Origin of the sequence: Pseudoxanthobacter soli DSM 19599 (assembly GCF_900148505.1) — a bacterium.
In the GTDB taxonomy this organism is placed as follows: Bacteria; Pseudomonadota; Alphaproteobacteria; order Rhizobiales; family Segnochrobactraceae; genus Pseudoxanthobacter; species Pseudoxanthobacter soli.
The window spans coordinates 1-13,873 of the sequence record NZ_FRXO01000008.1; the positions used below are offsets into that span (position 1 = coordinate 1).

The 13,873-nt window shown below is 66.8% G+C and carries 7 protein-coding genes; 2 read left to right on the forward strand and 5 right to left on the reverse strand.

All coding sequences use genetic code 11. The annotated features are described in order from the left end of the window. Positions 1-3,007: beta strand repeat-containing protein (locus BUF17_RS23000; protein WP_210215463.1), on the reverse strand; the 3,007-nt coding region annotated here is incomplete at its 3' end. A gap of 1,044 nt (positions 3,008-4,051) precedes the next feature. Between BUF17_RS23000 and BUF17_RS23290 the strand changes: the two genes are divergently transcribed. Both BUF17_RS23290 and BUF17_RS17170 read left to right on the forward strand, forming a co-directional pair. Next, on the forward strand, positions 4,052-5,038 hold the full coding sequence (locus BUF17_RS23290; RefSeq protein ID WP_244530931.1) for a helix-turn-helix domain-containing protein: 987 nt from the start codon (positions 4,052-4,054) through the stop codon (positions 5,036-5,038). A gap of 247 nt (positions 5,039-5,285) precedes the next feature. Further along, a complete protein-coding gene (locus BUF17_RS17170) occupies positions 5,286-6,179 on the forward strand; it encodes an HNH endonuclease (protein ID WP_073630998.1) in 894 nt (297 codons plus the stop codon). Positions 6,180-6,265: 86 nt separating this feature from the next. Here BUF17_RS17170 and BUF17_RS17175 read toward each other — a convergent pair whose 3' ends face one another. Genes BUF17_RS17175 through BUF17_RS17190 form a run of 4 tightly spaced genes read right to left on the reverse strand, consistent with a single transcriptional unit; the run spans position 6,266 to position 13,804 of the window. Further along, a complete protein-coding gene (locus BUF17_RS17175; protein WP_073631000.1) occupies positions 6,266-7,162 on the reverse strand; it encodes an alpha-amylase family protein in 897 nt (298 codons plus the stop codon). A gap of 16 nt (positions 7,163-7,178) precedes the next feature. Beyond that, positions 7,179-9,395: a bacteriophage N4 adsorption protein A gene (locus tag BUF17_RS17180; protein WP_073631002.1), complete on the reverse strand. Its 2,217-nt coding sequence runs from the start codon at positions 9,393-9,395 to the stop codon at positions 7,179-7,181. Then, positions 9,392-11,509: a glycosyl transferase family protein gene (locus BUF17_RS17185; protein WP_073631003.1), complete on the reverse strand. Its 2,118-nt coding sequence runs from the start codon at positions 11,507-11,509 to the stop codon at positions 9,392-9,394. The genes BUF17_RS17180 and BUF17_RS17185 overlap by 4 nt, the downstream gene beginning before the upstream one ends. A gap of 3 nt (positions 11,510-11,512) precedes the next feature. Then, a complete protein-coding gene (locus BUF17_RS17190) occupies positions 11,513-13,804 on the reverse strand; it encodes a cellulose biosynthesis cyclic di-GMP-binding regulatory protein BcsB (protein ID WP_084564834.1) in 2,292 nt (763 codons plus the stop codon). Positions 13,805-13,873: the final 69 nt, after the last annotated feature.

Sequence of the window (13,873 nt, forward strand, 5' to 3'; positions counted from 1 at the left end):
CGAGGCCGCCGGCGAGCACCTGCACCACGCCCGTCAGCGTGTTCGCGCCGCTCAGCGTGAGCGTGCCGCTGCCGGCCTTGTCCAGCCCGCCGCTGCCAGAGATGACGCCAGAGAAGGTCGTGGAGGTGTTGTCGCCGCCGAGATTGAGCTGGGCGAGGCTCGTCAGCGACACGGACCCGGCGCCCGCCAGCGATCCGATCGTTTCGCCCGCGTCGACCGTCAGACTCGCGCCGCCTGCCACGGTAACGGCACTGGCGTTTCCGATGGCCGAGCCGCCCGAGGCGACGAGCGTGCCCGCATTGATCGTGGTCGCGCCGGAATAGGTGTTGGCACCGGAAAGGGTCAGCGTGCCGGTGCCCGACTGCGTCACGGCACCCGAACCGGAGATCACGCCGGACAGCGTCTGCGCCGCCGAGGAGGCATGATCGAGCGTCGCGCCGGAAGCGAGGGAAACCGCCTCCGTATAGCTGCCGGAGCCGAGAGTGCCGCTGCCCGAAATCTGCAGCGTGCCATCCGTAACCGTCGTGCCGCCGGTATACGTGTTCGCGCCCGAAAGGGCCAGCGTGCCGGCTCCCGTCTTCTCAAGACCGTCCGAACCACCAATCGACGACGAAATCGTCGCCGTGACGCCAGTGCCAACGTCGACCTGAGGCACGGCGCCGGCCGTGAAGGCGCTCAAAGTGAGCGACCCACCCGACACGACATAGCCGTCGGTGACGAAGAAGGCGCCGACGAGATTCGGCGCCGTCGAGCCGCTGATGGTCACGGTTCCGGCATCGCCGCCAAAGACCGCAATGCCACCTTGCGTCCATGCACGCGCGGTATCACCCGCCTGATTGGTCCAGTTGGTCGTAGCCGCCGCAACATCCCATGTGCCGTCGCCGCCCTGCACGCTGGAGCCGCCGCTGGCCGTTGTTGTGCCGTTCCACCACTGGCCGGCGATGACGATCAGATCGACCTGCTGACTGACAGCGGTATTGATCTTGTAAAGCGAGTATGCCGGCACCGAGGCGATTGTCAGACCGTTATCGGTCAGCGTGCCGGTATAGTCGAACAGGCGATAGGTGCCATCCGCAGGGCTTGAGAAGGGACCGCCGGTGGTCAACACCGACAGCGTGCCGTCGAGGGTCAGGTTGCCGGTGACGGAAACCGCAGCCGTCGTGGTGGGCGAAACCAGGGTCGTCACCACACTCGCGCCGGCATCGAACGAGAGGGCCCCCGTCGTCAGCGTCGTGGTGCCGGAAATGCTCTGCAGGCCAGCACCACTGTGGATGGTGACGGCACCGCCGATGCTGCCGGATGTCAGGCCGACGACGTCGCCGGCGAGATTGCCGCCGGACTGAACATCGACAGAGCCGGCCAGCGATCCGCCACTGCTCAGCAGCAGGTTGCCCGATACGCTGGTATTTCCCGACAGGGTATTCGTTCCCGTCAGGGTGACGCTGCCGCCCGCCACTTCAAAAGTGCCGCTCCCGGAAATCACGCCACCATAAGTGACGGGACCGGACGGGTTGAACACCACCGATCCGGAGGTGGAGCCATCGTCGGTGGCGATGTTGCCCGTGACCGAGGCAAACGTGACGAGAAGTTCACCGCCGCCGGAGATCGTCGTCGCGCCCGTATAGGTGTTGGTACCGGCGAGCTCGAGGATGCCACCCGTTATGAAGGTCGCGCCCGTAAACGTGTTCGCTCCGCTGAAGCGCAGCTTGCCGGCGCCGGTCTTCGTGAACGATCCCGTCGAGCCGGCAACGACACCGTCCGCGCTTACGCTTGCTGAGGCATCGTCGATCGAAATCGTGCCGCCGGCGCTGCCGATATTGATCGGACGCCCTGCACCGAGCACGCCGACCGACGTGCCGGTGACCTCCAGAGCGCCGCCATCCAGGGTCAGCGCGCCATTGTTCGCCCCGAGGGCGCTCGCCTGGGAGATGGCGAGCGTGCCCCCCTTCACCGTCCACGGCGTAACCAACGACGTGGTGTTGCTCAGCGTCAGCGTCTCCGCCCCGATCTTCTCGAACGCAGAGAAGCCCTGATATTTGACCGTGGACGAGGCGCTATAGTTCCCAAGATTGGTGACGTCGAACGTCTGCGCGGCCGTCGCGGCCTCGATGACCAGTTTCGCGGTCCCCCCTGACTTCGCGGCAATGCCGGTCAAGGTGGAGCCCTGCTTCAAGGTCAGGCTGTTGGTCCCAGACGTGAAAAGAATCGCCCTGCCCGTGGAGCTGCCGCCATAGGACGAAATGGTGCCGGAGTTGATGATGGTGGCGTTCTGAGCGAGGATACCGGCACCACCGGTTCCACTCGTGCCACCATTGCGGCCTGTGCCGCCTGCGCCGCCGGTGATCGTGCCGGAATTGTCGACGGTGCCGCCGCTTACGTATACGCCCGCGCCGCCGCCGCCGCCGCCGCCGCCGCCGTTGCTGGCGCCAGTGCCGCCGGTGCCGCCTGCGCCGCCAGTCAGGGTTGCCCCGGTTTGAGTGATGAGCATCGCACCGCTGGTGACCGACACGGCATAGCCGCCTGCGCCGCCGCCGCCACCGGCCGAAATGTTGTCCCCGCTGTTGCCGCCGGTGCCGCCGTTGCCGCCGGTGGCTCCGGCGGAACCGCTGATCGTGTACGTCTCTCCAGATCCGGTCAGAACGAGGCCGATGCCGCCGCCGCCACCGCCGCCGCCGCCACCGGAGACGCCTTGCCCCGCCGTGCCATTGCCGCCGGTACCGCCATTGCCACCGACATAGGTATCGACAATGGTCACCCCAGAGGACAGGGAACCGGCGTAGCCACCGCCACCGCCACCGCCACCGCCGCGGCCCGCCTGCCCATTGTTGCCGTTACCGCCAGCCGCGGAGCCGCCGGTGCCTGCCGCGATAGGATTACCGGCGCCGCCGCCGCCGCCGCTCCCGACGCCGCCGCCGCCGCCGCCGCCCATGGTGGAGCTATTGCCGCCACCACCGCCACCGCCACTACCGGCGCCAGCCTGGCCGCCTCCGCCGTTTCCGCCGCCCACTCCCGAACCGCCGGAGCCACCCGTGTAATTGTTCTGGCCCGCCTGGCCGCCAGCCCCCCCGGGGGCTCCGGTTCCCGCAGTGCCGCCGGTTACGCCAGATGCGTTGCCGCCGCTGACACCGGTGACCGTCGCGCTCCAGGCCTGGCTCGGAATATTGACGGCGGCGACGAGAGCGGTCGACGCGAGCAGGGCGAGGGCGGACCGCAGGACATTTGAACGTGCAGGCTGCCGCAATGTGGGCCGCGCCGGCCTTACAACGGCATTTTGATGCTGAGAGCCCGAGGGCCGCATGGCGTCAGCGCCCGCTCGAATCGTCCGAGCGGTCGCAATAATCCGAATGTGATGGTCCATGCCCCGGCTCCCGCACTGGTTCGCGCGCGCTTTGCAGTGCTATGGCTCGACGGAAACTCCCCGCCATCGAGCCTGCACAGGCGCGCGTTCTCTTATGGTTCTCAGATGGCCGCACCGGTTAGGGCAACCGTGATTGCGAAACGCTGTACGGATTGCGAAATGCGGCCACAAGTTTCTTTTATAGGTGCAAGTTTGCAACCACTGCAATGCCACTGAGGCGCACGGCATTTCCGTAGGGCTTCCGGGGAATAAGGACACCACGTAGCCGGCTTCTCGCCCTTCCAGCACTGGCAAGGGCAGGGTGGAATGGCGGGGCAATTGTCGCTGCCATCCCTCTCGCTTTGCACGACCGACTCAGCTGGGGCTTGACGCTTTTGATGTCACTCACCAATGTTGGCTGCTAAAGAGACGCGCGGGCGCCGGGGGTCTAGAGCGCTTTCCGATCTGACGGGATGATCAGATCGGCCAGAAATCGCTCAACATTCAATGGCTTGAGCATATCCTTGACGTTCAGATTTATCCGATCTGAACGGGATAATCTCCAGGCGTTGCAATTTTGAGGGATCAGGCGCCAAGCGATTTTGCAACCGGATATAATAGAATATTGCCCACCAACGAAAACGGGCGCCGGCTTGAATTATGGTCGCAGGCAAGCAGATATATTCACGACATGCCTCGCGGGGTAACGCCTACATGCTTCCATTTGGAAGAGACCGGTCGCTGCGATTTAGAGATTCAGCCGTTATTTCGGAAAAGCTCACGGCCATCGGCACGACGAAGGTGGAATATTGGGCGGCGAAGTCTCACCCGTCGTTCCGCCTGACCTTGGCGGAGGCCAGGTCGCGCAGCGTGCGCCTCGTTGCCGCCGCTAGCACGCCCATGCATTTCACTGCCGCGGGCTCCGCGACCGGGATCGTGCTTGTCCCCTTCGTCGGCCGAACGATCACCCATGTCGAGGGCCGGCAGATTGAATGGGGACAAAAACAAGGTGCGATCTATCTGCCACCCGGCGGCTGCCGGGGCGAGAGCACGACGCGCACCACGATCGGCATCGACGTGGAGCCGAAGCGACTGGAAGAGATCGCGCGCGCGATGTTCGGGCCGGAGGTGGAGCACGAGCGTCTGATCGATTTCGAAACGCCTCGAGAGATCAACCTCAAGGTCGGCGGTGTCGATCTCGATCAGGTGTTCCGGCATCAGATGATGATGCTGGATGCCTTGGGTGCGGACTCGGAATCGATGGAGCAGATGGGCCTCGCCGATATGATCTTGCGGTCCACGGTGCTGGCACTGGCTCCGCAGGTACATCTTCTTCCATCCGCTTCGTCGGAGGTGACAACGAACAGCAAGATCAAGCGGATCTGCGATTATATCGACGCACATCTCGCTGGGAAGATCACACTGACCGAACTGGAACAGGTCAGCGGCCTTTCGGCTCGCAGCTTGCAATATTCGTTCCGTGCCGTGACCGGCCTCTCACCCGTGCAGTGGATTAACAACCGGCGGCTGGAAGAGATCAGACGTCGCGTTGTCGAAGCGAAACCCGGTACGACGCTGTCTGAAATCGTGTCGGAATATTTCAGCAACATGGGTGACTTCTCCAGACGCTATCGGGAGAAATACGGCGAACGCCCGTCGGAGACGCTGGCAAGAGCGCAAAAGTTGCCGCTCAGGACGTGATTCCGCGCCGGCGCACGAAAATATCGCTTGAGCGGGTTCCGGGCGCTTCGTGGCAGCGCATCAATCCAGGCAAGGTCAACCGCCATCGGCTATAAAGCAAACTGGCCCCGTGGAAGCGGATTCCTTACTTCACTCCGTTCCACGAGGTCATGCAAGGGTGGCCGGCAAGTGAGAGCCGCTTGCTCCGCGGCACCTTGCCGAGATGGACGATCGCGTTCGAAATCGATGAGCGGAGCAGAATAAATCGATGGCCTTCGGCGTCTTCATCCATCGCTCGGATTCGATTTACGACGACAGTCCCGCAGAGCGGTATCAATTTCCACGTCAATATCTGCGACCTGTTCAAGCGTGCGTTGGAAACTGGATTGTATATTACGAGCCCAGCAAGGTTCGGGAAACGCGGGGCTATTTTGCGATCGCCAAGGTCGAACGCGTCGTTCCCGATCCCACCGTGCCTGGCATGTTCCTCGCCCTCATTCTTCCGGGTAGCTACCTCGACTTTGCCACGCCCGTTCCGTTCCGCGATGTGACAGGTGTCATCGAACGCGGAATTTTGAACGCCGCGGGAAAAATTTCGGGGCGCGCCCAGGCAGCCGTGCGTACGCTGGCACCAAGCGACTTCGACCGCATCGTTGCTCTCGGACTGAGCGACGCCGAGCCCTTGCTTCCCCGCGTCGATGTGACGAGCGGCGGATTCGAGGAGGAGCAGGCGCCGTTCGCATTCGAGCAAGCCCGTGACCGCGTCGACTATCTGTCGTCCCGCCTCGTGCGGGACCGGGCGTTTCGCCGCGTCGTGTTGCGAGCCTATGATGAACGTTGCGCCATCAGCGGGCTGAAGCTGATCAATGGCGGCGGGCGTGCGGAAGTCGCCGCAGCCCACATCAGGCCGGTCGAGGCGGACGGTCCGGACATCGTCAGCAATGGCATCGCGTTGTCCGGCACGGCACACTGGATGTTCGATCGCGGGCTGATCAGCCTCTCGGACGATCTGGACATCCTGATCTCCCGGCAGGTCAACGATCCCGAAGGCGCGCGGGCTTTCATCAACAAGGACGGTCGCGCCATTGCACCGCGTAAGTCGTTCGAACGCCCCCATCCGCATTTTCTGCGATGGCACCGGGAAAACTGCTTCAAGCAGTAGGCTGGCCAGTCCTGCCCTCCCTGTCCTGCCCTCCCTGTCCTGCGACGACTGCATCGCAGAGAGCCTGGCCAACAATGTTCGTCTGGTCAGGACCGGCAGCCCAGGGCGGCGACGAGAGCGGGCGAAACATAGTGCGGTCCGTCGAACAGGAAGCGCGGTGTGCCGCCGTAGGCGGCGATCTGCGGCCGCAATTCCTCGGGCGTCGCCGGGCGGAAGCCGCCGCCGACCTTCGGGCGGAAGGCTTCCACGATCACCGCCAGCCGGTCGCGGCCCAGCCGCGCCGCCAGCACATCCACATAGCGGGCGGCGACCTCGGGCGTGCGGGCATAGACCCCGACGCCGTCCTGGAAGAACACACCGATGTCCTTCGGAAGCCACGTCTCCAGCCAGTCCGCGAGCGCTTCGGGGCCAATATTGCGACCGTCGTAAACGCTGATCCACAGCGGGCGCGGCAGCGGCGCGAGCAGCTTCGCCAGCGACGGTGCCTCGGTCCAGGTCGGGTCGACCTCCGCTGGAAAGTAGTAGCCGGCGATGTCGAGGGGGAGTTCCCGGGCAGCGGCCGCGATCAGGCGCGAGGCCTTGGCGAGTTGGGCCACGTCCTTGCGGGAGGCGGCTTCCGAGAAATCGCCGGCGAGCCCGAGCACGACCTTCCTCGCCCATGGTTCGGCCGCGATCCGCGTCCAGTTCGGCTGCGGCTGGAACCACGGCATCCCCGGAACCGGCAGAAGCGCCTCGCCGTCGATCGCGCTCCACTGGATCAACAGGGTCTCGGCCCCGAGCTTCTGCCAATCGCCGTGCGGGTCGATGGTGGCATGGTCCGGCTGCCACACGATCCCGGTGACGCAGGCTTGCCGGGCGTGACTTTGAAACCAGAGAAAGCCCCCGAAAGCGCCAAGGGCGACCAGTGCGACGCCGGCAACGAGGCCGATGGCGAGACGCGCGTGACGCCGCTCAGGTCGCTTCACACTATCCGCCTCCGTCATTCCCGCCGCTCCCGGATCAGTAGGCGAGCGTCATGCCTGCGAAGACCCCGCGGGCGTTGTCTCCCCCGGCGATCCGGAAGCGGTACTGGACACTGACATCGAGATAGGAGCGCGGCGCGTGGTAGGTGTCGCCGTTGAACCACAGCCGGGCCGAGACGCCCGGCCCTGCGCCGACCGCGCCCGGCGTCGCCAGAAGGGAGTCGTAGCCGCCGCCGAGCGCCGCGAACGGCGTGACGACGAGGCCGTCCGCCAGCCCGTCGAACCGGAAGCTGCGTCCCAGGCGTCCCTCGAAGGAGAGCACGGTTTCAGGCGTCTCGAAATAGCGGTCCGCCTCGCCGTAGATCTGCCACATCGCCCAGTTGGGCGTGTCGACGCGCAGGTCGGTGCCCTGCCCCATCGAATAGGCGGCCCGCAGCAGGTAGTCGTTGCGGGCGTCGTCGCCCAGCGCCCAAAGCCGCGAGGCTTCGAGGAACAGGTTGATGGCTCCGATCGGCTTCCAGCGGATACCGGCATAGCCCTGCAGGGTCGGAGCACCGGTCGCACCGCCATTTTCGTCGTAGATCGTCTCGAAGGCGCGGGTGAACACCTCGACGATGCTGCCGTCCCGGTATCCGATCTCCGGGGGGCGCCAGTAGATCTCGGTTCCGACCTGCGCCACCCGATCCGACGAGTTCTGGCCCGTCGGCGCCGGGCCGATGGTGTTCGCCGGCGTGCTCGGCATGACGCCGACCGCGCCGTAGAGCACCGACAGGTAGGCGCCCCAGGTGCGATCCATGTCGGAGATCTGGCGGCGGACGGCGAACTGGGCCTGTGGATCGAGGGCGATGCTGTCGGTGGCGGCGGCATCGAGTGCCGCCTTGAAATAGGAGATCGCGGTGGCGTTTTCGGCAAGCCGCGTGGCGCTGTAGCCGGCGTCGAGGTTGGCCTTCGCCGGAAGGGTTCCGGCTGCCTGCGCCTTCGCGAAGGCATCCGTGGCCAGCCGGTCGTCGCCGGCCTGCAGCGCCATGTAGGCGATATCGGTGGGCGGCGTGCCGGCGAACGTGCCCGCTTCGAGCGACCGCGTCAGGACGGCCTTGGCTTCCGCCTTGTTTCCGAGATCGGCAAGGGCGGAGATCTCACCGCCGGCGATCCGGGCCCGGTCGGCCGGCGTGGCGGCGGCCGCGGCCAGCCTGAAGGCAGCGAGCGCCTCGTCCGGCCTCTTGAGCGCCAGCAGCGCGAAGCCGCGACGCGAGGCGACGTCGTAGGCGCCGTCGTCGTGGAGAGGCGCGAGCGCGGCAAGCACCCGTTCCGGCTCGCCTGCGTCGAGCGCCGCATCGGCGAGGGCGAGCCGCAGGTCGCGCACGCTGTCCGCCTTCGGCCGGTGCGCCAGAGCGGCGGCGAAGTCGTCGGCGGCGGCTGCCGGCCTGCCGGCGCGTTGTTCCGCGTAGCCGCGCTCCGCAAGCAGGAGAGGATCCGGCCCGAACTGTCGCAGCGCCGCGCTCGCCCGGGCGATCGCCAATTCGGGCTCGCCGGCACCGGCAAGCGCCTGGACCAGGAGAACGCGGTAGTCACGGTTCGCCGGCGCAAGCCGCACGGCCTCGGCGGCGGAGACCGCAGCCCTCGAATAGGCCTTCGTCTTCATCGCCGCGTAGGCTGCCTGCGCCGCGACATAACCCGGCGGCGGCGCAGCGGGCGGCGGCATCTTCAGCGCCGCCTCGGCATTGGCGAGCAGCGTCTGGTATTCCGCGTTGGCCGGCTGGAGGTCGAGGGCCTTGCGTGCCGCGGCGACCGCGCCGGCATAATCATGCTCGGCATAGGCCTTGTACGCCGCGGCTGCCGCCTCGTAGGCGAGCGCCTCGGGCGTCGGCGGAGGCGGGTTCAGCGTCGCCTCGATCTGGGCGAGTTCGGCCGCGATCTCTGGATCGCGGTCCCCTGCGGCGATGAAGCCCTTCGCCGCGTCGGCAGCGGCCTGAAGCTGGCCGTCGGCGCGAAGGGCGAAGACGAGCAGCCGCTTGAGGCGGACGACATCGGGACGCTGACGAAGCGCCTCCCGCACCTCCGAGATGGCGGTGTCGTAATCCTTGCGGTCATAGGCGGCGAAGGCCGCCTTGGCATGGGCGAGCGCGGCGCCCGTCAGGGGCACGTCCACGATCCCGGCCTGCGAGAAGACGGCCGTCGGATGGAGCGGGAGCGCGAAGGCCAGTGTCGCCGAACAGATCAGGGCCAGGGAACCGATGTGCTTTCGCCTGGTCATGCGGTTGCCTCCCCGCGCAGAGACTGCTGGATGTCGAGGGCTTGCTGAACGGCCTCGCGCGACACGGCGCCGGACGCGACGAGGAAATCACCGATCAGTCCGTCACGGTGCGGCAGATAACGCTCCAGCGCGCGGTCGAGCGCGGCTTTGCTGACGAGGTGATGCTCGATCATGATGTCGCCGATCAGCGGAACGGGCGCCGCGGCGGTCATGTCGTGGAAGGGAACGCCGCGGAGCAGCCGCAACGCGGCGGCGATTTCCCCCTCGCGGGCGATGAAGAACACGGGCGGTTCGGCCATCGCCGCGGTGATCGCGGCTCGGCCGTCCTCGTGCAGCGGCGAGGCGATGGCCACGTTCACCTTGTCGTGCGGGTTGCGACGGAACGGCACGGCGCGCCAGCGGACGCAGAGCTCGAGCGGAAGCGCGCCGGCCGCGGCTTCCACCTGGGCCTCCGTCAGGTGAACGCGCGGCATGTCCGCCTGATAGGCGATGGCCTCGGCCAGCGTCTCCTCGTCGAGATCGTGGTGGCTGACGAGAAGACGGCCGAGCGGCACCTCGGTGGAGATCTGCTCCGCCAGTGCCTGATCGACGGCTTCCGCCGGCACGGCGCGCCACGACACGAGCAGTTCGCCGAGCAGGCTGCGGCGGGCTGCAAGCGCATCCGCCGAAGGATAGGAATGGGCGGTCTTGTCCCACACGATCGGGGTCCCGATGAGGATGTGCGACAGGAACATCCTCCAGGCCCGGGTGGCCGCCATGAAGTTGATGGCGTTGCCGATGATCATCCGCGGCACGGACAGGAGCGCGTGCTCCCAGCCATAGAGCCGATTGACGAAATATATCCGCTGCACGATCCGCAGGAGAAACGCGACACCGTTCGCGATGAGAAGGTTCTGCAGCCAGGGATCGAAGGCGAAGATCGACGGGAACCGGGTCGTGAAGACGCCGGTATAAGCCAGGGCGTAGAAGACGATGAGCTGGAAGACGATCAGGTACGCGACCGCGGTGACGAAGGACGTCACGATGCCCTTGCGGTCGCGGAACAGGAGATACTTGACCGCCAGCGAGCCGCCCCAGCCGATCTGCTCCCAGCTCTGCAGGCCGATGCCGAGGATCCAGCGGGCTTTTTGCCGATAGGCGGTGCGGAAGGTATCCGGAAAGAACTCGCGGACGCACAGCGGGGCCTCGAGCCGCTTTTCCACCACCGGGCCGAAGCCGAACCAAGTCCGCCGCTTGATCTCGAAGGTCACGGGAAAGCGGCAGAACACGGACTTCATCTTCATCGCGCCGAGCCGCGCACCGATGTCGTAGTCCTCGGTCAGGCTTTGCGTGTTGAAGGGCTGGTTGTCGGTCTCGGCCGCGAGCCCCATGATGGCACGGCGCGAGAAGCAGGTGCCGACGCCCGCGGAGGGCACGCTCCCGGCGATGCTCTCGCGCACGACGAGGTCTTTCGCGTGCCATTCCGCGAACTCGTCCATATAGGTCCCGGCGATGAGATCGGCCCAGTCGCGCTCCAGCGACATCACCGGGATCTGGATCATGTCCATGCGCGGCAGCAGATAATTGAAGAAGCGCAGTTCCACCGGATGGAGCACGTCCTCGCTGTCGTGCAGCACGATGCCGGCGAACGGCACGCCGGCATTGGTCTCATGGCGGGCGATCGCCTGCACGACCCAGTTCAGGCAATCCGCCTTGCAGGTCGGGCCGTCATGGGGCACCTCCACCCGTACCAGCTGGCGATAGCGCAGCTTCATGCGCTCGACTTCAGCGATGGTCGCAGCGTCGTTGACGTAGGTTCCGACGAAGATGACGTAGTCGGAATAATCGAGCGTCGCGACCATGTTCGCGAGCATCTGCGCGATCACGTCGTATTCCTGCCAGGCAGGAACCATGATCGCCATCGGCTGCTCGGGCTTCTCGTAGAGCTGCGCCACCGTGAGCGGCTTGTAACGCCGCCACACGGTCCAGGCGCGGATCGTCTGTCGCGACCAGTACCAGGCATCGACGAAGAGGTCGTCGATGCTGGAGATCAGCACCACGACCGCGCAGCAGGCGGTGGCGAATTCCAGCCCGCTATAGTAGTGCGCGATCCAGTATGGCCAGTAATCGTCCACGGCTCACCCGCGATCCCGGCGATTGCGGACGAACGCCGCCCGTGCGAACAGCAGCAGGATCAACACGACCACGACGGCCGTCAGCGGAACGCCCCATTCTCCGCGATTGTCCCAGATTCGCGACCAAGACCAGCCCGTGCCGACATTCTCCGGCGGCACGCTGCCCCCCGGATCGCGGCTGTCGATCTCCACCACCTTCCCCGCGTCCGAGACGATCGCGATGTCGCCCTTCGACAGCAGGATCGGCGCGTCGAGAACCGGCCCCTGGGCGCCGACCTGCCGGTAGATCAGGCCCGGAACGCGGCCGGAGACCGCCTGGATCACCCCGAGGCGGTCGAGATTCGCGATGTCGAGCAGCGGCGTGCCGGGTGCGGAAGCAAGCGCGAGCTGATTGCCGGAAACGGTGACGCGGCGGTCGTCCGGAACCGGAACATCGACGTCGACCGCAAGAAAGGGCACGTCGGGCATGGCGCTGGTCGCAGCACCGTTGCTCTGGGCCTCGGCGAGCGCGAGTGTGGCGGCTTCCGGCGACAGGCCGGCCGCATCCGCGAGGCGCACGACGGTTCCGAGGCTCGCCGGCGCGTCGGCGAGAAAAGCGGTCGGGATGAGAAGCCTCGCCTTGTCGGCGAGGCGCGGCACGACGCCGAGGAAATCCGCGCTCGGCTTGGACGTCGAGAGCGTGATGTGGCTGCTGGGCAGCACCGCGACCGGATAGGCCTGGGGCGTGTCGCGGCAGCGGTCACTGACCGGCTGGCGCTGGAATGAGACCCGCAGCACGTTGGAAGGCTGCAGTGCATATTCGGGGATATCGGCCGTCAGCCGCTCCGGCTGGCCGTCCGCGTAGAGCCGCTTGGCGGCGAGCAGGTAATCGTTGAGGAAGATCGAGACCACCGGCAGCGACGCGGACGCGCCCGGCGCGGCCGCCACGTCGATGACCGCGGTCGCGGGAATGCTGCCGCCATTGGCCGACAGCGCGGAAAGGTCGAACGACGCGCTCCAGTCACCGCTCGCCAGCACGTCAAACGAACGCGCGCCGCCGCCGAGGCTGGCGAGCGAGATCGAGCCGCTCGCGCTCGCCGGCACCTTCACGGCTTTCACAACCAGCGACCGGCTGGTCGCGATCTGCCGCCAGAACGATGAGAACAGCGCGCTGGCCTTGCCGGCGGCTGCGGGGGCAACCGCGATCACCGGCAGGCCGCCGAGGCTCGCGATACCGATGCCGTCCGGCGAGGTTGGCCCCGCGGTCAGGCTGTCCGCGGCCGATCGCAAGGCATCGAACGCCGCCTTGGCTTCGGGGCCGCTGGCCTCGACCTCGGCCGCAAGTGCATCGAAGGCTGTGCGCACATTGGCCGTCAGCGACGCGTCGGCAACGGCGAGGTCGGCGAGATTGCCGCCAGCGAGCGCGAGATAGGCCCCGACCTCCGCCGGATCGGCAAGGCGATAGGTGCCTCCGGCCGAGAGTGCCGCGAATGCCGGGATGGTGGAGAGACCGGCGGGAACCTCGACGCCGCCGAGGTCCACCTCGTCGCCGACGGCCGGCAGCGCGACAAAGCGGGCATGTTTGCCCGCCCGTTCCAGCGCGATGCCGATCCGCCACGCCGCGTCATAGGCATCGGCCCCGAGCGACCGTCCCGCGACGAGCACGCCGGGCGCGCTGGGCAGCGCTGTCCAGGCCGTCAGCAGGTCCCTGACCCCCGCCGGATGGTAGCGGTAGGTGAAGCGCGTCGAAGGATCGATCTCGACGACATTGCCGATGGCACGGTTGTCGCCGCACATCTCCGCATTGATGGCCGACGACCACGACACGCCGAGCCGCACGAAGCCGCTCTTGCGCGGTGCGCCGTCGACGCCGAGATCGATGCCGAACGTCCCGCTCTCCTGGTCCGGCGCCCGTGCCGCGACGGGATAGCCGTCGAGCGACAGCACGAACGTGGTGCTGCCGCCGTCGGCGCGCAGATAATGGGCGTTGAGCGAGAGATCGGCCTGATCGAGGGCCATGTCGGCCGGCACCGGCAGATAGATATCGCGCCTGGCATCGACCGAAGTCAGGGACACCGGGCCCGTGAAGCCGAGGTCCCGCAGCGTCACTGTCCGCGATACCGGCCGGTCGGACTGCAGAGACTTCAGCGCCGCCGCGACGTCGGCGTCCGCCGCCCATGCCGGCAGTGCGCCGGCCGCGAACGCGAGGGCGAGGAAGGCCGGGACGAGCCGCGTCAGTCGCGGACGGAAGCGGCTCTGCGGCACGCTCGTCCGGGCGATCGCCTGGCGGGAAGAGGTGACAGGGGCGTGGCCCATGGATTGCGTGCTCTGAACACTGGTTGCGTCCGGCGATCCCTGCGGGCACCGGGAAACGACAAGGAGAGA